General features: G+C 45.6%; 13 protein-coding genes. 9 read left to right on the top strand and 4 right to left on the bottom strand.

Annotated features, from left to right (window positions below):
* Window positions 1-190: 190 nt before the first annotated feature.
* From HUW51_RS08805 to HUW51_RS08775, 7 genes are all read left to right on the top strand, one after another.
* The gene (locus tag HUW51_RS08805; RefSeq protein ID WP_185273603.1) at window positions 191-655 is read left to right on the top strand and encodes a GNAT family N-acetyltransferase; all 465 of its coding nucleotides are present in this window, start codon (window positions 191-193) and stop codon (window positions 653-655) included.
* A gap of 99 nt (window positions 656-754) precedes the next feature.
* Window positions 755-1,138, top strand: coding sequence for a GxxExxY protein (locus HUW51_RS08800; protein WP_185273602.1), 384 nt, complete (start codon window positions 755-757; stop codon window positions 1,136-1,138).
* Between the two features lie 345 nt (window positions 1,139-1,483).
* Window positions 1,484-4,630, top strand: coding sequence for a SusC/RagA family TonB-linked outer membrane protein (locus tag HUW51_RS08795; RefSeq protein ID WP_185273601.1), 3,147 nt, complete (start codon window positions 1,484-1,486; stop codon window positions 4,628-4,630).
* A gap of 24 nt (window positions 4,631-4,654) precedes the next feature.
* The gene (locus HUW51_RS08790; protein WP_185273600.1) at window positions 4,655-6,193 is read left to right on the top strand and encodes a RagB/SusD family nutrient uptake outer membrane protein; all 1,539 of its coding nucleotides are present in this window, start codon (window positions 4,655-4,657) and stop codon (window positions 6,191-6,193) included.
* 606 nt (window positions 6,194-6,799) lie between these two features.
* Complete coding sequence (locus HUW51_RS08785; RefSeq protein ID WP_185273599.1) at window positions 6,800-8,005, top strand: sialidase family protein; 1,206 nt, start codon at window positions 6,800-6,802, stop codon at window positions 8,003-8,005.
* A 551-nt stretch (window positions 8,006-8,556) separates the two neighbouring features.
* Window positions 8,557-11,490 carry a ligand-binding sensor domain-containing protein gene (locus tag HUW51_RS08780; protein WP_185273598.1) on the top strand — a complete coding sequence of 978 codons (2,934 nt, stop codon included), beginning with the start codon at window positions 8,557-8,559 and terminating at the stop codon, window positions 11,488-11,490.
* Window positions 11,491-11,541: 51 nt separating this feature from the next.
* Entirely contained in the window at window positions 11,542-12,201 is a 660-nt protein-coding gene (locus tag HUW51_RS08775) for a hypothetical protein (RefSeq protein ID WP_228466975.1), read from the top strand.
* On the opposite strand, the gene HUW51_RS08770 is transcribed toward HUW51_RS08775, so the two are convergent.
* The 4 genes from HUW51_RS08770 to HUW51_RS08755 all read right to left on the bottom strand — a co-directional run bounded on the left by HUW51_RS08770 (window position 12,191) and on the right by HUW51_RS08755 (window position 17,100).
* Window positions 12,191-13,081: a glycoside hydrolase family 16 protein gene (locus tag HUW51_RS08770; protein WP_185273596.1), complete on the bottom strand. Its 891-nt coding sequence runs from the start codon at window positions 13,079-13,081 to the stop codon at window positions 12,191-12,193. The two genes, HUW51_RS08775 and HUW51_RS08770, sit on opposite strands and share 11 nt — an antisense overlap.
* A gap of 1,016 nt (window positions 13,082-14,097) precedes the next feature.
* Window positions 14,098-15,402 (bottom strand): MFS transporter, encoded by a 1,305-nt coding sequence (locus tag HUW51_RS08765; RefSeq protein WP_185273595.1) that lies wholly within the window; start codon window positions 15,400-15,402, stop codon window positions 14,098-14,100.
* 37 nt (window positions 15,403-15,439) lie between these two features.
* Entirely contained in the window at window positions 15,440-16,090 is a 651-nt protein-coding gene (locus HUW51_RS08760) for a bifunctional 4-hydroxy-2-oxoglutarate aldolase/2-dehydro-3-deoxy-phosphogluconate aldolase (protein ID WP_185273594.1), read from the bottom strand.
* Window positions 16,087-17,100: a 2-dehydro-3-deoxygalactonokinase gene (locus HUW51_RS08755; RefSeq protein WP_185273593.1), complete on the bottom strand. Its 1,014-nt coding sequence runs from the start codon at window positions 17,098-17,100 to the stop codon at window positions 16,087-16,089. The genes HUW51_RS08760 and HUW51_RS08755 overlap by 4 nt, the downstream gene beginning before the upstream one ends.
* 515 nt (window positions 17,101-17,615) lie before the next feature.
* Between HUW51_RS08755 and HUW51_RS08750 the strand changes: the two genes are divergently transcribed.
* Window positions 17,616-18,641 carry a LacI family DNA-binding transcriptional regulator gene (locus HUW51_RS08750; RefSeq protein ID WP_185273592.1) on the top strand — a complete coding sequence of 342 codons (1,026 nt, stop codon included), beginning with the start codon at window positions 17,616-17,618 and terminating at the stop codon, window positions 18,639-18,641.
* 81 nt (window positions 18,642-18,722) lie between these two features.
* A complete protein-coding gene (locus tag HUW51_RS08745) occupies window positions 18,723-19,964 on the top strand; it encodes a mandelate racemase/muconate lactonizing enzyme family protein (protein WP_185273591.1) in 1,242 nt (413 codons plus the stop codon).

Here is a 19,964-nt window from a genome sequence, read left to right as displayed (position 1 = left end):
TTTTCTGGCGCAATTTTTCAAACTTGTGCCTAAGTACAAGGTAAAGTCTGTGACTTTACTCCGGCCAAAAGCCGGAATAATCATTTGCACGAAATGTTTTTTATTTAAGAAATACTTTTCCCTGGCCTAATAAAAAAGTGGATTAAAAAGTTTATTTTAAGGCAGTAAAGTAACAAGTACTTGTATTTTTATGACACCTACCACCTTCCTCCGCACCGATTCTGATAATCCGGATTTTCAAAAATTAGTGGCTTTACTGGATCAGGATTTAGCCATCCGGGATGGGGCCGAACACGCTTTTTATGCCCAGTACAACAAAATCAACATGATTAAACACGCGATAATAGCCTATCGCGCAGATGAGCCGGTGGGCTGCGGCGCCATCAAGCAATACACCGACGACACCATGGAAGTAAAGCGCATGTATGTGCTGCCGGAATACCGCGGCCAGGGCATTGCCGCCGAAATTCTAGGCGAACTCGAAAAATGGGCCGACGAACTAGGCTACGCCGCGTGTGTTCTGGAAACCGGTAAAAAACAACCCGAAGCCATCCGTTTGTATCAAAAGTCGGGCTATACGGTAATTCCTAACTATGGGCAATATGTAGGGGTAGATAACAGCGTGTGCATGACCAAGCAGTTATCTGAACCTTGATTTATAGGATTAAAGGATTACCAGGATTTTCGTACAGTAGAACAAATTTTAGAAATCCAATTAATCCTAAAATCCTATTAATCCCGGTTCAGACATAAAATGAAGCACGAAGAAACTACCAAGCAGATTATTGGCTGCGCGATGCAAGTACACCGAACACTTGGGAACGGGTTTCAGGAAGTAATCTACCAAAGAGCTTTGGCTATTGAAATGCAATTGGTTGGACTTTCTTTTGAACGGGAGAAAGAAATAGGTTTTTTTTACCGAAATGAATTAATAGAAACCAGAAGAGTAGACTTCTTTGTAGAGAAAACTATTCTGGTGGAGTTAAAAGCACTGATTAAATTAGAAGATGTTCACCTTGCCCAAGCGCTGAACTACTGCGAAGCTTACCAGATGGAATTAGGGTTACTAATTAATTTCGGGGCGAGAAGCTTAGAGTTTAAAAGAGTATACAACAAAGCCTTTCGTCAAAACGCATAATATTTTAAGATCAAATACGTAATACGTAATCGTTTACCTTAATCCATAATCCTGGCAATCCCAAAATCCTAAAAATCAAGGTTCAGAATCATCCTTAAGGACCAGTATAAATACGGTGCCCCGTATTCCCCGCAATTAATTCCCGGAAATCGCAACTTATTACCGGCAATCAGGTTAAAAATAATATAAAAATTTACGGATTTAATTGCTGACGCTACGCGCCACATTAAAGAATTTATAATTGTGTTCCCTTGCTTACCCGGCTCAAAAACAGATTTAGCTGTTTTCTGGCATCCGGTTGTTCCATTTTTTAAAAATTTTAAATTTTAATAATTCGGAGTAACTATGAGAAACCTCTTACCCCCTTTATTTGCTGCATTGGTTGTTTTTCGTTTAGAACGAGGCCGACCATCTATGGCTGCTCTCTGGCCCATGCTGGCTTTTGCTTTGTTTTTCAGCAGCAACCTGTACGCACAAACTTCCGTGACCGGTACGGTTTCAGGTACCAACGGTGAAGGCTTACCCGGTGTAACGGTATTATTAAAAGGCAGTACCAACGGCACCACTACCGATGTTGGCGGTAATTATACCCTTTCTGTGCCGGCGGGTCAGGAAAACGGCACCCTTACTTTTTCCTTTATTGGCTATACCAGCCAGGAAGTGCCACTTAACAATCGCACTACCGTAAACGTAACCTTAGCCGAAGATACCAAAGCCCTGCAGGAAGTAGTAGTTATTGGTTATCAAACCGTGCGGAAGCAAGATTTAACCGGCGCGGTTTCCGTAATCAATCCAGCAGCCGCTAACCGGGTAGCTACCAACTCCGTGGCCGAATCGTTGCAAGGTTTGGCGCCTGGGGTTACGGTGCGCAACAGCGGCGCTCCCGGCCAGATGGCCCGCATTGAAGTGCGCGGCGCCGCCAGTTTTGCCAACACCGACCCGCTGTACGTGATCGACGGTATGATTGCCGATGCCAATACCACCATTAACAACAACGACATTGAATCCATCCAGGTGTTAAAAGATGCCTCTGCGGCGGCTATTTACGGCGCCCGGGCAGCCAACGGGGTTGTAATTATTACTACCAAACAAGGCAAAGAAGGTCCGGCTAAAGTTTCCTTGTCGGCGCGGTACGGGGTACAGTACATTCCGAAACGCTACGACGTAATGAACAGCTCCGACTTTGCCGCCATGCAGCGCACCCAATACGAAAACTCTGGCCAAACGCCTCCGGCCAGCGTAGGCTCGGCCTTTAACCCCAACATTAACACCGATTGGCAAGACGAGGTCATGCGCACCGGTAACGTGCAGGATTACAATTTGTCTTTATCGGGTGGTTCTAAAACGGGCACATATTTAATATCCGCCAGCTATTTTACCAACAAAGGCGTTCTCATTGGCAACTCTTTCGACCGGGGAACTTTACGCGTGAATACCCGCAGCACCAAGGGCCGCATTACCTTCGGCGAAAACTTAGTACTTTCTAACTCCAACACCCGCGATATTCCGGGCACCAATACCACCGAAATCAATCCGTTTTACAATGCGCCCCAAATGTTACCCATTATTCCGGTCCGCGACCCGAGTTACGTAAATGCTACAAACCCTACGGGCTGGGGCTTCGGGCGAGTAGATGCGGTTACCTATGTATCTAACCCAGTGGCTATTGTGGATTTAAACCCCCGCAAATTTAATTATGCCAAACTGGTAGGGAATGCCTTTGTGGACGTAAAAATTGCCGATTGGCTAACATACCGCTTCAATACCGGGGCCGAAGTAAGTTTTGATCATTACAACGAAATCCGGAAGTTGGGCGTGTGGGAATTTAACGCCGCCCCGCGTAACAGTTCCGTAGACGAAGACCGCTCCCGTTATTTAAATCTACTACTCGAGAATACGTTAAATTTTAATAAAACATTCGGGGTGCATAGCATAAACGGCGTAGTGGGCGTTACCCAACAACACATTACCCGCGAAAATACCTCCGGTGGCCGCTCCGACTTACAGCTTTATAATAATCAGTATTTAACTACTATTGGTTCGGCCAGCGGAACTTCGGTAGCTGGCGGTGGTCGCCCGATAGATTACCGGCTTTTTGGTTACCTGGGCCGCATTATTTATTCTTATAACGATAAATACCTCTTAACCCTTACCGGCCGCATTGATCAGGATTCCCGTTTTTCGGAAAAGAACCGTACAGGTTTCTTCCCGTCGGTAGCGGCGGGCTGGCGCATCAGCAAAGAAAACTTCTTTAACGTGGGCTGGGTTAGCGATTTAAAACTGAATGCCTCGTACGGCCAGTTAGGCATTGTAACTTTAAATTCCTGGGATTATACGGCTTTTATCAACAACAGTCCGCGGGCTATTTTTGGACCTAACCAAACGCCATTTGTCGGCAGCACCCAAGCCCAGGTAATCAACGAAAACTTAAAATGGGAAGAACGCACTGTGCGAAATATCGGCATTGATGCCGGATTTTTAAATAACAGTTTAGTGGTATCGCTGGAAGCTTATAACTCTTTATCGAAAGATAATTTATTGCAATTATCCGTACCGGGATATTTAGGTAATTTGCGGGGCGATCCTTTTGCCAATGCCGGTTCTATCCGCAACAAAGGCATTGAGTTTTCGGCCACCTACCGCAACAGCAACCGCCCTTTAAAATGGGATGTAAGCGGTAACTTTACCACTATCCGGAACGAAGTAGAAAGCGTAGGTTTCCAGGGCGAAGGCATCAACTACATTCAGTCGGGCAATACCCGCACCCAGGTAGGCCGGTCGCTCGGCGAGTGGTATTTGCTGCAAACCGACGGCTTATTTCAAACCCAGGAAGAAGTGAATAACTACGTAAATTCGGCCGGTGTCCGGATTCAACCGAATGCCAAACCCGGCGATGTACGCTATATCGACCAGAACGGCGACGGCACCATTAACTCCGACGACCGGACTTTTAGAGGTTCGCCGTGGCCGAAACTGCAAACCGGCGCGCAGTTTAATGCTTCTTACAAACAATTTAGCTTAAACCTGCAGCTAGTAGGCGTATTTGGCTACAAAATCTACAACGATGTGCGCCGCTCCCTGGATTCTTATCAGCAAACCAACTTCCGGAGCGACATTAATCCCTGGTCGCCGACCAATACCGATACCAGCGACCCGCGGATTGCTTTAAATACCGAGCAAGGCATTATCGACAATAACCGCGGCGAAAGCGACCGTTGGTTAGAGAATGGCTCGTACGTGCGGATGCGGAACGTAGAACTGGGTTACAATGTGCCGCCTACCTTTTTAAGCCGGGCTGGCATCCAAAACGCCCGGGTGTTTATCAGCGGCCAGAACTTGTTTACCATTACTAAATATTCCGGCCTGGACCCCGATGTAGTAGGTAACCCCGACCCGAACAATGCCCAGGTGCGCATTCTGCAACGGGGCGTAGATTTAGGTAACTGGCCCGCCAGCCGCGTATTTTCTTTAGGTGTTCAATGCGATTTTTAAAAAAGCTTCATCCTGTTTGTATATATGAAAAAGATACTGATCATTACCTTGCTAGCTTTTGGTTTCGGATTAAACAGTTGCGAGGATAAGTTAGATATTGTAAACCCAAACCAACCCACGGTAGAAGTTTTCTGGAAGACCGCCGATGACGCCCAAAAAGGCGTGAACGCTATTTACAGCACCTTGCACCGGGGCGCCATCTCGCGTTGGTTGCCCTTTTACTACATCATTCGATCCGACGAAGGCCGCAGCCAAAGTCCAGCTACCGACATCGTGAACAACATGGACCAGTTTTTAATTACCGATTATAACTACGGCGCGGCTTACGATATTTACCGGGATAATTACGTGGGCATTTTCCGGGCGAACCAGGTAATTGCCAATGTGCCGGCCATTCAGATGGATGAGACCCGGAAGCAGCAATTAATCGGCGAAGCCAAAGTATTACGTGGTTTGTTTTATTTTCATCTGGCTACCTTATGGGGCAACGTGCCGCTTATGCTGGAACCCTCTACTACTGCTGATCGGCCAACAACCACGCCGCAGGCGCAGGTATGGGCGCAAATTGAAAAAGATTTAACCGAAGCCGCTGCCGCTTTACCTGTACAGTACACCAACCCCGACGATTTAGGCCGGGTAACCAAAGGTGCGGCTTATGCTTTACTGGCAAAAGCTTATCTGCAGCAACGGAAGTACAACGAAGCGCTCACCCCTTTGCAATGGCTGGTAACCGGCGAAGGCAGCAGCATTTACAGCTTAATGCCCAACTACCGCGACAATTTTTTAATTACCACCGAAAACAACGCGGAGTCCGTATTCGAATGGCAATTTCAACGGAACCCTACCGAAAACCACGACGACGACACTGATCCCCGGGCCGATAATTTAAATTACGGTACATCCATTGCCCAGTTTTTTGCCCCACCGGGCATTGGCTGGTCCGATGGCGAAGCGCAACGCTGGGTAGTGCACCAATTTTTAAAAGAACCAACTGTAACCGGTCAAAGAGACCCGCGTTTAGCCGCTACATTCCTGTACGATTCTACGGATGTGCGCGGTCCGCAATTTACCCAGATTTACGGTCAGACTTTTACGCAGCGCTACGGCACCAATAACCAGAACCGGGTATGGTTCCGCAAGTTTTTGAACGATCATTGGAAAAACGAAGAAGGCTACAACTCGCCCAATAACTGGCGCTACATCCGTTACGCCGATGTGCTGCTCATGTACGCCGAAGCCTTAAACGCTACCGGCAACACCACGCAGGCCTATACCTACGTAGACCAGGTACGGCAGCGGGCCGGCTTAGCGCCTTTATCGGAAACTCAACCTAATTTACCGCAGGATCAGTTTCTGGCGCGGTTAAAAACAGAAAGATTACTCGAATTAGCCGGCGAAGGCCACCGCTGGAACGACCTGGCCCGCTGGGGTGATCTCGGCCCGGAACTGGCCCAACGTGATCCGGCGTTCAGCACGTTTACCAAAGGCAAAAACGAATTACTCCCCATTCCGCAACAAGAAACAGATATTAACCCGAACCTAAGCCAGAATCCTAATTATTAGAGATTAATAAATTAAGCACTATGCAAATAAAGGGCATCATTGCTCTTTATTTATTTTTAGAATAGCTCCAACCTGTTAGCTTAATAGCAATGGCTATTTTTTAAAATTTTAATTTTGCAGCGGTAAATATTTACCCTTCCGCCTGCGGCACCTTCCCTAAAAACAGGGAAGGAGATGCAGCTTTTACCAGTTACCAATTACCAGGTACCAAATACCATTTATCATTTACCAATTATCATATATCGATTAACAATTGCCAGGTATAAGTAAGGGATTATGAGTGTTTCGCCAATGTTTTTAGCTAGCAGCAAGCCTAGATATTAAACGATCCTGTGGTTTAGCCAATGTTACGGAAACAAGCTTTGGCAAATGATAACTGGTAATTAATAAATGAACCCTGGTAACTTGTAAATGGTACCTGGTAACTGGTAACTGCAAAAAAGCTCCCCGCCTTGGATAAGGAGGGGTTGGGGGTGGTTGATTTTACGGAGAACCGTTAAATTTTTAAATTTTCTTCATTTCACCGGTACAGAGTATAAATAGAAAAGGAGTTCCCGTATTTATAAAAGCATTTCTACGTTATTCCTATACCGAAGCAAGCAAACAATGCATCTATATAAACCTAAAGCGTTATTATTCCTTCTAAGCTTATTCCTCTTTACCCAATGTAAAGACGAAACCGATCCTGATCCGGTAAACCCGCCCACCAGCAGTTTCCATCCGGAGGAACAGCCGCCTATCGACAATACCACCCCTACCCTCACCATCCAATGGGATGCTACGGCCACCAAATTGTCGCACGATGTATATTCAGCGGAGTACGGGCGCATTCACCGGGTGAAAGGCGATACCTTGCTATTTACTTACCATTTCGGGCCGCAGGGCGAAGAATGGGATAATATCGCTATTAAACGTAGTGTGGATGGCGGCGCTACCTGGTCGGAAGCAGAAACGCTGATGGCCGACACCAACCCGAACTATTACGGTTTTTCGAACCCCGATATACTGGTGGCCCAAAACGGCGACGTGCTGCTCACCTACACCGGCCGGGGCCGGCCCGACGATAACGCGCACGCCAACATTCAGGTGCGCATCAGCAAAGACCGGGGTTGGACGTTCGGGCCGCCTATTTTAATCCAAACCGGACGGGCCTGGGAACCGGCCATTATTCAGTTGCCCAACGGCGAAATGCAATTGTTTTACTCCAGCGAAGCTAACTGGTGGCCTAGCCCCAATCCGCAGCAGGAAATCCGGATGGTTACCTCCACGGATAACGGTTTAAGCTGGGCATCTTCCCGAACCGTAGCCTACACCTCCGGCATGCGCGACGGCATGGCGGTGCCTTTGGTTTTAAAAGACAACAAAGGCATTGTCTTCCCGATTGAGTCGGTAAATAACTCGAAGTCGCCGTGGGTGGTGTGGTCGTCTACGACCGCAAAGTTTAATTATGCCGAGGCGGGCAATCTGCAAAACAAACGGCGCTGGCTGGCTACCACCGAAAACATCTGGGGCGGTGCGCCTTACCTCATCCAACTGCCAACCGGCGAAACCATCTTGTCATGCCAGGATGCCGGCGGGCGATCAGTCGGTTCTGACTGGAAAAAGAATACCATGCTGGTAATGGCGGGCAACAGCATGGCGCAAAAGTTTATCAATATTTCATACCCTTGGCCCAATTTACCAGTAAACGAAGGCGCTTATTACAGCTCCTTATTTTTAAAAAATGAGAACACGTTGGTGCTGGTTACTACCCGTAATTTCGCCAACGGCCACAGCGAGATTTACCTGAAAGAAGGACACATTCAGCGGTAACATACCGATGGATTGGTTTATAAAATCAACCTAAGCCCAATAGTCCACTCCTCATTCCTGTTTCAAGTTTTCAACTTGGAACGGCAATAAGTGCCAGTTTGTAACTGGCGTGACTGGTAAAAACCTAGGAGCTGTTTTGAATTTTAAACCTTATTAATTAAACACCAAGACAATCGCCCTTGGTGGTGTCTTCACCACCAATTCAGAATAATGCTCTGAAATGCAAATGGCAAAACTTCCAAACAGATATTTTGATTGAACTAAATTATAGAATATTCCTCTACAGCAATCCGCTTTTATTCCGTTTCTGCTTAAAATAAAACAGGTAGAATAATACCGGAAAAGCTGTATCTTACTGGGCAAAATCAACCTGTTCTGGACAGATAACCGGGTAAATGCCGTCGCGGGCAGATACCGGTGAGTCGCTCCTGATTATCTGTTATGCGGTAAGCTGATTTCGGCATAGGATTGTTTTATCAAGAGCATTTTTTAAAATTTTAGCAGTTTCGCAGCCCCGCTGGGCTTATAAATTACTATTCAGAGTTAAGTAGGTGCAGAGAATATTTTTAATACTTCTTTCCTTTTTTTTCGTTTCAACCGTCTTATTCGCTCAGTTAAAAAACGAAGGCGTTCCGTTCATTCATAACTTTACCCAAAAGGTTTATAACGCTTCGCCGCAGAATGGCGCCATTGTGCAGGACAACCGGGGCGTGATGTACTTTGGCAACAGCTACGGCATCCTGGAGTACGATGGCAACCGCTGGCGCCTGGTAGAACTCCCGAACAAAACCATTGTGCGCTCTTTGGCCAAAGATAACAAAGGCCGCATTTACGTGGGTGGGCAAAACGATTTCGGGTACCTTCAACCCAACGCGCAGGGGCAAATGAGCTACGTGTCGTATAAGCCGCTTATTCCCGAGCAGTATAAAGAATTTGAAGACGTCTGGGATATTTACCCGACCAAAGAAGGCGTTTATTTTGCCACCGGCGCCGGCGTTTATCAATTGCAAAACGGGCGAATTCAGTTCTACGCGGTGCCGGGCAGTAGCAGCGGCTTTTCTTTTTACGTGCAGGAACGCTTATTAATGCGGGCCTCGGGCAAAGGAATTTACGAATTTAAAAACGGCCGGGCCACCTTTATTCCTAACAGCGAAATTCTGGCTACCTACAACATCGCCGACATGGTGCCTTACGCCGATAACCGCATTTTAATGGTTACCACCGAACACGGCATTTTTGAGTACGATGGCTACAGTAATTTTAAACCCTGGGGAACCCCGGCGCAGGATTTTTTTAAAAATAACCGGGTAAACTGCGCTATTCCCCTGGCCAATGGCTACGCAGTGGGTTCTACCCTGGGCGGACTCTTAATGCTGGATAAAAGCGGGCAGCCGCAAAAACTACTGAACCGGGAAAACGGTCTGCAAGCGAGCCACATTCAATTTATTTACCAGGACAACTCCGGCAACCTGTGGCTGGGCTTAAACAACGGCATTGATTACGTCGAAATAAATTCGCCCTTTACCTTGTTCAGCGCCAAAAACGGCGTGCCGGGCTCCGGGTATGCCTCCTATTTGCAAGCCGATAAACTGTATTTAGGCACCAACGACGGCCTGTATTTTAAAAATTGTTTAGCCAACGAAAGTCCCTTGCAGCCCGCGGCCTTTCAGCTCATGACCGGTACCCAGGGCCAGGTAAATAACCTGCAAAACATTAACGGCAAAATCCTGCTGGCGCACCACAATGGCCCTTTCGAAATTACTAACGATAAAGCCGTCCGGATTTCGGAGCATACGGGCATCTGGCTTTTCTTGCCTTTAAAATCGCGGCCGGGGTACGTGTTGTGCGGTACTTTCCGGGGCCTTTTGCTGTATAAAATAGAGGCCGGGAAAATAATGTTTGTGCGGCGTATTTCGGGTTTTCAGGAATCGTCGCGGGTAATGGAAGAAGATGCGGCCGGCAACATCTGGATTGCGCACGTGTACAAAGGCATTTACAAAGTAACTTTATCGACTGGGTTAGATAAAGTAGAAAATTTAAAATTTTACGATGCGCACCAGGGTTTTCCGTCTAATTTGTTTATCAACGTTTTTAAAATAAACAACCAGCTGGTTTTTACCGGCGAACATGGCATTTACCAGTACAATCCGCAAAAAGACTTTTTCGAAGAAAACGAAGAGTTTACGAAGTACTTCGATAAAAACAAACCCATCCGCAAGCTTATCCAGGACCGCGAAGGCAACATCTGGTTTGCGGCCGGCAACGAGATGGGCGTACTACAAAAACGCGGCGACGGCACCTACAACGTAGAGCGCAAGTTATTTAATAAGCTGGAAAGCCGTTTGGTAGCCGGGTTTGAGCATATTGCTTACTACAATCCGGCCACGGTGCTTATTGCCACCAACGAAGGTTTTGTGCTGTATAATTCTACCTTCCCGTTAAATAAAAAACAGGAAAACCAATTCTCAACCTTAATCCGGCAGGTAGAAATTACCGGCGGCACCCGCGACTCCTTGCTCACGGGCGGCACTTACCTCGCGCAAGGCCTAAATACGGTAAATCAGCCCGCCAATAAAATTCCGCAGTTGCCTTACCAGCTGCATTCGCTGCGCTTTACCTACAGCGCCACGTCTTACGAAGAAACCGATAAAATGCAGTACCAGTATTTTCTGGAAGGCTACGATAAAAACTGGTCGGCCTGGACGCTGGCTACCCAAAAAGAATATACCAATTTGGTAGAAGGCACTTACGTTTTTCACGTGCGGGGTCAGGATATTTACAACAAAGCCGGCACCGAAGCCACCTACACGTTTACCATTGCACCGCCCTGGTACCGCACCGGCTGGGCCTACGCAGTTTATATTATTGTGGGCGTTTCGCTGCTCTTTTTACTTAAAAAAATAATTGAACAACGCGAAAAGAAAGAAACCGAGCGGCTGCGGCAAGAACAGGAAAAAGCTTTAAAACTACAGGAAGCCCAACACGCCGAGCAGGTATTAAAAGCCGAAAAAGAAATTATAAAGCTGAACAACGACAAACTGGAGAATGAGCTGAACCACAAAAACAAAGAATTAGCCTCCTCGGCGATGCACGTTACGCAAAGCCTGGACAGCATTCAGCGGTTAAAAGACCAGCTCCAGGAAACCATGATCCGGATTAACGACGGCGAAGCCCTGCACCACATGCGCAAGCTGCTGCGTTCGGTAGAAGAAGAAATTAATTTTGAAAATAACTGGGAGCAGTTCGAAATTCACTTCAACCAGATACACCAGGATTTTATTAAACGGCTCCGCTGCGATTACCCGCAACTCACCCACCGCGATATTAAACTCTGCACCTATCTCCGGCTAAACCTGTCGAGTAAAGAAATTGCTTCCTTACTCAACTTATCGTTGCGCGGCATCGAAACCAGCCGCTACCGCATCCGCAAAAAAATGAACCTGGAACAGGATATTAACTTAACGGAGTTTATTCTGAAGTATTAGTAGAGCAACGGTACGGAAGGGCCTAACTCTAGTTATGGAATTTAGCCCGGAGTGCCATCATCATTTATATTTGATGATGCTATTATGTACCGTGCTAGAAGAAAAGTTTTATACGTTCCGGGATTACTCAGTTTAACCAGCTTATTTTTCGCCTGCTACTTTTATCTGGAATCTCACCAGGTTTTTAAGCAACAATCCATGATTGAAGTTAATTGGTATAATCCTAAAACAAGTTCTTTCTTGGGTCCAAATCCCTACAAACCCCAACCTATCCGGAATTACATTACTTATAAACTAATTGGCCAGAACAACCACGATAGAGCAACGCTTCGGTTGGCTCAAGCTGAAATCAGAAAGCAAAAACTTCAAAATGATACTATCCAAGGGGTTCGCTTTTACTTTGAGGCAAAAGCTAAATACGGAAGTTTAGTTAAGGCCTTTGACATTTGCTTACAGGAAGATGTTAAAGGCTATCTACCCTATCAAAGCGATATATGGGTCTTCAATTTACCGCAACCCAAAGAAGAAACATACTCCTCATTTGGTATATGCAATCATTCTTGGGATTATATGATTGATGAAAAGTCAGAAATTCAAAGAAAAATAACTTTTATCATTAACGCCTTGCAACAATATTGGCCCTCTTTTCTTCTACTTTTGCTATTGTCCATTTCTATCTTATTTCAGAAAAGAAGAAATACTACTTGGTAATCTTTACCCAATCTACCAGTACTTTACCCTGACCGTTTTTTATCTTCTGCACCGTTGATTCCGGAATGCCGTTGTAAGGCGTTTTAACCCCGTTGGTTTTAAAAGGATAAGCGCCACCCAAAGCCAGGTTTACAATTAAATACTTTGGGTTATCGTAGGACCATTTACCGTAATGTTCCACCATAGGGCGAGTCGCCCGGTAGATCACGACATCATCTACTTTAAAGACTAGGGAATCTGGCGTCCAATCGACGGAGTACACGTGCCACTGGGTTATATCGCTGCCCGATTTAAAAAAACCTTTGTTCACCAGCGGGGTTTCGCCGGAATAACCCGGGCCGTGCAAGGCTACGCCGGTCCAATCGGGTTCGCCTACGTTTTCCATAATGTCAATCTCGCCGTTATCTGGCCATTTACCGTCGCCCATGGCCCAAAAGGCGGGCCAGAAACCGGCTCCGGCGGGTAGTTTCATGCGGGCCGAAGCGGTACCGTACGTAAAATTTGCCTTGCCACGGGTATCGATGCGGCCGGAAAGAAAATCAAACTTTTTCCCGTCTTTGGTAACAAACCCCGGACTAAAACGCGGCTCCAGCACCAATACGCCGTTCTTAGCACCCGCCGTTTCGGCTGGTTTTTTAGAGATATACACGGTAGCCGCCGAGTCTACGTAAGCCTGCTGCTCGTTATTTACGTGGAAGCCCGTTACTATCACATTCCACTTGGAGCGGTCGAGAGTGGCGCCGGAAAAATCGTCGAAGAAGATTACTTCCGATTTCGCTGCTTGTTTGGTTGTTTTTGATTTTGGGTTTTGTGCCAATACTGCTACGGAACACAGCAACCCGAGACAAGTAGCAATTGCTTTGGTTTTATAGTGGGCCATTTAGAATAACGTGTTTAGTTTTTTAAATTTTTAGATTTTGAAGATGGTTTGCCAGAAAGCTTTTTTGATTGATGGTAAAATTAATACTTAGCAACTGAACTGCTTTTATTGTTGCTACACTTCTGCTACTTAGCGGGTACTTCAATACTACTTCAAATTCTTGATTTCAGCTTTTGCATAGGTAGAAGTGACCGATGCTTTGGCTTTTGATTGAAGTTGTTTGATTGCTGAGTGTGTGTCTTTTCATCTTGATATAAATACCCTTCCGCCTGCGGCACCTTCCCTAAAAACAGGGAAGGAGATGCGGTTAGTCTGGAATAGTTATTCTGGAATACACGATAGAACCAGCCGCTAAAAACCCGCTGAACAACAGAACAGTTTAGCATCAATTTCTGCACCTGGCTGAAGCAATCTGTTCTAATAGCTACTAAGGTGAAATTTAAAAATCCAAAATTTTTAATTTCCTACCCACACATTCCTCCGGAATGAACTGTCAATGATTGTGAATTAGAAGGTTCCAGGTAAATCATTGAAAGCCACGATGGCATCAGCTGACCATATTGAATCTGAAATTGTATTGCATTTGAGCTAAGAAAACAGAAAAAAAGCAGTAGCTAAGCGTAACAGACACCAGTTTGGCTCTAGAGCGCCTTGTAGACTTCCGGTGCCGAGGAACGAGGCATTCCGCAGCGGAGCGAGGAAAGGAAGTCTACAAGGCGCTCTAGAGCCAAACGAGGCCCGCCCGCCACGAGGCAAAACTTGTAGTTAAAAAGTTAGATAGCACCACAGCCTAGAGACGGGAACCGGCTCCAAGTAAGTACGGGAACTTAATAATTTTAAAAAAATTACTTTTTAGCAGCTTATTAAAGCCGATGCAGGTTCCGGCTTTTAGCCGGAGTAAAGTCAGAGACTTTACCTTGTAGGTAGGCACAAGTTTGAAAACTTGCGCCATGGGAGCTATGGAAAGATGGAGTTTGAGCCGGGAGCTGGCGCTAAAGACAAACAGAAAGAAAATTTTACGCTAATTGATACGCCTCTACTTTCTTCGCTTTGCGGGTGAGCAAATGAATGATAATCCAGGCGGTTAAGTACGTGAAACCGCAAATGGTAAACAGCAGGTTATAGCCACCGGCTAAATTGCCCTGGGCCTTGTAACTATCGAGTAAATAACCCACCAGAATCGGGAACAGAATACCACCTACAGCACCCGCCATACCACCAATACCCACCACGGAGCTAACCGCTTCTTTCGGGAACATATCGGAAGCCGTGGTGAAAACGTTGGTGGCCCAGGCTTGGTGCACGGCTACGGCTAAACTTATCAGGCCCACGGCTACCCAAACGTTGGGGGCAAACTGCGCCAAAATAATAGATACTTCCAAAACAGCAAAAATAAGCAAAGCAGTCTTGCGGGCTTTTAACGTCGGCATGCCCCGTTTAATCAACCACGACGAAAAATAACCGCCGCCAATACTGCCTACGGTGGTTGCCGCGTAAATAATCATGAGCTGCAAACTCGGCTTTTTTAAATCCAGGTTAAACGTCGACGAAAAATAAGAGGGCAGCCAGAATAAGAAGAACCAGTAAATCGGGTCTATCAGGCCTTTGCCGGTAACAAAAGCCCAGGTTTGCGGAAAAGTAAACAAACGGTACCATTTAATAGAATTGGTTTCGGTAAGGTTTACCGGGGCTTCTTCTTGCCCGCTTTCAATATAGGCCAGCTCGGCAGCAGATAAACGTTTTTGCCGGGTGGGTACTTCGTAATAAATCAACCAGAAAATAAGCCACACAAAACCCAAGGCACCGGTAATCCAGAAAACTTCCTGCCAGCCGTAATATTTCAAAATCCAGGGCACAATGATCAGTGCCATAACTACCCCAATACTGGTACCCGCGTTAAAAATACCGGTGGCTTTGGCTCTTTCGCTTTTCGGAAACCACTCAGCTACGGCTTTCATGGCGGCCGGAAAGTTACCAGCTTCGCCTAAACCCAAACCTACCCGGGCCAGGCCAAAACCAAAAGCGCCGCGGGCAATGGCGTGCAACATGGCCGCCACACTCCACACTACTACCGTTACCGTATAACCCAGCTTCGTCCCGATTTTATCGATTACCCTGCCGGACAATAATAACCCCACGGCATATGCAGCGGTAAAAGCCATTACAATGCGGGCAAAATCAGTTTCGGTCCAGTTAAATTCTTTTTCGAGGGTAGGTTTTAATAACCCGATTATTTGCCGGTCTAGGTAATTAATGGTGGTAGCAGTAAATAATAAAGCAACGATAACCCAGCGGTAATTACCTATTTTAGTGCTCGACATAAATCTGTTTTTTAAAATTTTTAAATTTTAGATGCGATTATTGGTTTCGTGCGGCTCTATATTGCTTGGCAAAAGCTTCGAAATGCGCTTTCAATGCCTGCCAGTCTTCTTCCTGAATCATTTTTTTATCGAACAGTTGGCTGCCAATGCCAAATCCATCGGCTCCGGCTTTTAAGAAGCTGGCTAGGTTAGCAAGGTTTACACCACCCGTCGGCATTAACTTTATTTGATTTAAAGGCGCTTTTACGTCTTTAATGTATTCCGGCCCCAAAGCTGTAGCCGGGTACACTTTTACCATGGTAGCGCCCAAAGACCAGGCCCGGTATATTTCGGTAGGCGTGTAGGCACCCGGGAAAATCGGGATATTTTGTTCGGCGCACGCCCGGATTACTTTTTTATCTATAATAGGCGTAACAATAAACTGGGCACCCGCGGCTAAGGCTTTTTTTAAATCCTGGGTATTGCAAACCGTACCAGCGCCTACATTTAACCGGTCGGAATACTGTTCCAGTGCCTGCGCAATCATTGCGTCTACCCCGGGCGTATTCATGGTAATTTCGATGGTAGTAAAACCGGCTTCCAGGTACAAAGGCAAAATTTGTTGGATGGCCTCCGGTGAAATATTCCGGATAATACCAACTAAAGGCATCTGGTTAAATCGCTCCGCCGAAAATTTTAGCTCGCTCATTCTGTAGTTTTAATATCGTGTAAAAGCTGATTTTGAAAAATAGTAACCTGCCCGGCTATGGCTGCCCTGTCAATCAGGTCGGGCGGTATGGTTATGGTATGCTCCGTTAAGCCCAGTTCTTCCACGGCCAATTTGTAAAACTCATACAAGTTGCTGCCGCTGCTTAAAATAATCTGGGGAGTATCTTTTTGCTGCAAGCTGCGGAGTTCGGTACCAATTAGCAGACCGCTCAGGTAAAAGTAGTTTTGCTTTTTATTTAAATTTTGAAATAGCTGGTTGGTTCTAACGGTAAATAAACCGTGTAAAATGCCGGCTTTGCCCGATTCCTGTACGCCTTGCCGGAAACCATTTAATTCTGATTCGCTTATTTCTTTCGTAACTGGACTCTCGATGGAATCTTTTAAAATGCTGCCGTCGGCCATTAAATTAAAAACCTCACCGGTCATGTAGGTTTGAAAATCTACTACCTGTTGCTGGCGCACGATAATGTGTTTGGAGTGGGTGCCGGGAAAAATAAAAATAGCTTCCTCCGAAATGCTAGCCGTTTCCATTAACTCAATTAAACCGACTAGCTGGGTTTCTTCGCCGCGCATTACATCCTGTTGGGTGCGCAGCCCGGAAATCAACATTAAATCATGCGGAAAATCTGGCTGACTGCCGAAATAATGCACGCCGGCCTGGCTGCCATCTACGGCAAAAGGCAATTCGGCGTAAGGCAACTCTTCCAAACCCAGCGACGACGAAGCCATTCCGGATAAAACTATTGGAACCGTGTCGAGGGAAATTCCTAGTTGCTGGGCTAACGCCATTATTTGCTGACGCAACTGCTGCTGAAAATACTGCTTCCGGGGAACCGGACTGGTTTGATTAGCGGCCGCCCAGGCGTTAAACGTAGTAGCAATCCCCTCCGGCCCAAAAACTTCTCCTACAATCTGCAGATTATCCTGGTTTACCAATCTTAACCGAAAAGACGAGGTTCCCCAATCACAACATAACAAATTATTTCTCATCTAAATTAAAAGCAGCTATAAGTGAAGAGGATAAGTTAAGGCGTATGCAGGGTTTGTGCCCTTTAAAAAACATTAGTTTGATGAAAAGCCGGGTGTACTAAAAATACTTTTTTAGTTGCGCAGGGCTTGTCGGCTGGTTAAATCAACGCCAATATATTAAGCTTAATCGTTAAAACAATATTTTAAAATTAATTTTTTAAATTTTATTTAATTCTAACCTAAATTGTTAAACAGCCATTATATAAAACGTATTATTCCAGCTTTTTAAATATTAAATCCAATAATAAAACACTGCAAGTATTAACAAAATTTAAAAAATATAAGTGATAAGTGCTTTTCAAGTTAGAATTATTAAATTTTATACAATAAAAAAGCAGATTATTTAAAGATTACATAAGCATACACTAAGGTTAACCGTAAAATTAGTAAATTTTTAAAAATCTGGCTTTTACATTTTTTTTGTTTAAACGATTAAATTATGTTTGAGATAAGCTTTTTGTTTCTATCCTTGTTAGATGAATAAAAAAATATCTTTAAAAGACATTGCTCAAAAAGCCGGGGTTTCTACAGCCCTGGTTTCTTATGTATTGAGCGGGAAAGAAAAAGAAAGCCGGGTTGGCCAGGAAATCGCTTTAAAAATTAAGCAAATAGCTAAAGAGCTAAACTACCAGCCCAACCATCTGGCAAAAAGTTTAAGAAGCGGTAAAACGTATACCATTGGTTTAATAATAGCGGACATCTCGAATCCATTCTTCGCCAACATTGCCCGGATTGTAGAAGACGAAGCCAAAAAATCGGGTTACACGGTAATTATTGGCAGCTCCGACGAAAACCCGGATAACTCTTGGGATTTGTTAAATGTGCTGTTAAATCGCCAGGTAGACGGTTTTATAATCGTTTCGTCGGAGAATTCGCAGAGCCAGATTCATTATTTAAAAGAACAGCAAGTACCTTTTGTTTTACTGGACCGGTACTTTCCGGAAATTCAATCGGACTTTGTGTCAATTAATAATTTTAAAGCTGCCTACGATGCAGGCATTCATTTAATTCATCATCAATACCGCCGCATTGGGTTTATTGGTTATAAGTCGCAGCTCTTTCACATGCAGGAAAGAATCCGGGGTTACCAGCAAGCTTTAAAAGAAAAAAACATTAACCTCAATAAAAACTGGCTAAAAGAAGTACGCATTCAGCACATAGAGAAAGAGGTACGGGCAGCCATAGACGACATGGTTTTGGGTGATGCCCCCGTGGAAGCCATTATTTTTGCTACGTACAGCTTAGCCACCAATGGTTTAAAGTATTTAAACGAGTTGCATTTAAATGTACCGGCCAATGTAGCCATTGTTAGTTTCGGGCAAGCCGAGGTGTTTGATTTATATTATTGCCCCATTACTTACTTGCACCAACCCATTGGTGATTTAGGCAAAACAGCGGTGGAGCTTTTAGTAAAAAAATTAAAAAATCCGGAAGAAGGCATGCGCCAGGTACTTATGGAGGCAAAACTGGTCAGCCGGGAATCGTCCAGAATGAAAGCCTGAGCGGCTTTTTTTAAATTTTTAGCTTAATCGATTAAATATTTTTCGCGGTTTATAAAAGTACCTACTATTCATTTACATACCATGCAACGACGCCATTTTTTAAAATCTACGCTGTTGGGCTCAGCCGCTGTGCTGGCCGGTTTTCCGCTAATAAAAGCCGAAGCGGCTTCTAAAATGAAAATTACGAAAATCCGGTACTACAGTGCGCCCGGCTACAACAAGCCTTTGTTTAACCAGGCCCGGGGCATCGTAGAAATAGAAACCAGCGGCGGCATTATTGGTATTGGCGAAGGCGGCTCTAAAGACATGATTGAGCAATGCGCCCAAATGATGATCGGAGAAGATCCTTTCCGGATTGAACATATCTGGCAAACCTTATACCGGGGCATGTTTTACCCGCCGGGCCGCGAAAAACTGCACGCCTTAGGCGCCCTAGAAATGGCTTTGTGGGATATTAAAGGTAAAGCCCTGAACGTGCCGGTGTATGAGTTACTCGGTGGCGCTACCCGCGATTACGTAGAATGTTACGCTACCGGTTTCCGGGCTTCCAAAGCCAAAGACGAAGAACAACGCGCCCGCGATTGCATTGAAGCAGGTTTACGCGCTTACCGCATTGGCCCCACCGGGGGCAACGGAGATACCCGGTTCGATTTTTACGAAAACGCCAAGAAAACCATTGAATTTTCGAAACGGATAGATGCGGCAGTGGGTGGCGGCGGCAAGTGGGCCATTGACTTACACACGCGTTTTGATACCCCCGAAGCTATAAAAATATGTACAGCCCTGGAAGAACTGGAACCTTACTTCGTGGAAGATCCCATTCGCTCCGAGAACCCGGAAGTATTCCGTACCCTACGGCCCATGCTGAAAGTGCCTTTAACGGTAGGCGAACAATTCGGCGACCGTTGGGACATTAACACCCTGATGGAACAGCATTTAATTGATTACTCGCGGGTGACGCTGCCTAATACCGGCGGCATCACGGAATTTAAAAAAATAGCTTCAATCGCCGAAACGCACTACGTGGGCATGATTCCGCACTTTACGGGTCCTTTATCTACGGCGGCTTTAGTACACGTGCTCGGTTCCAGCAGTCCTATTCGGGCCATGATTGAACTGGCCGGCGGCGAACCCGAGAAAATTCCTTACTTCAACGACGATTACGTGCATTTTAAAAACGGCAAACTTTATCTCAATCCGGCACCGGGTCTGGGCGTAAAGTTTAACCCCAAAAAAGCTGATTTCGTGATGGAAATTACCTCCAATACCAAATTCCCGCACCCGATTTTACATAGCCCAGACGGAGCGGTGCACAACTGGTAG

The sequence above is a fragment of the Adhaeribacter swui genome (genome assembly GCF_014217805.1).
In the GTDB taxonomy this organism is placed as follows: Bacteria; Bacteroidota; Bacteroidia; order Cytophagales; family Hymenobacteraceae; genus Adhaeribacter; species Adhaeribacter swui.
Note: the sequence above shows the minus strand (reverse complement) of the source record. Positions and strands in the feature narration are given on the sequence as shown.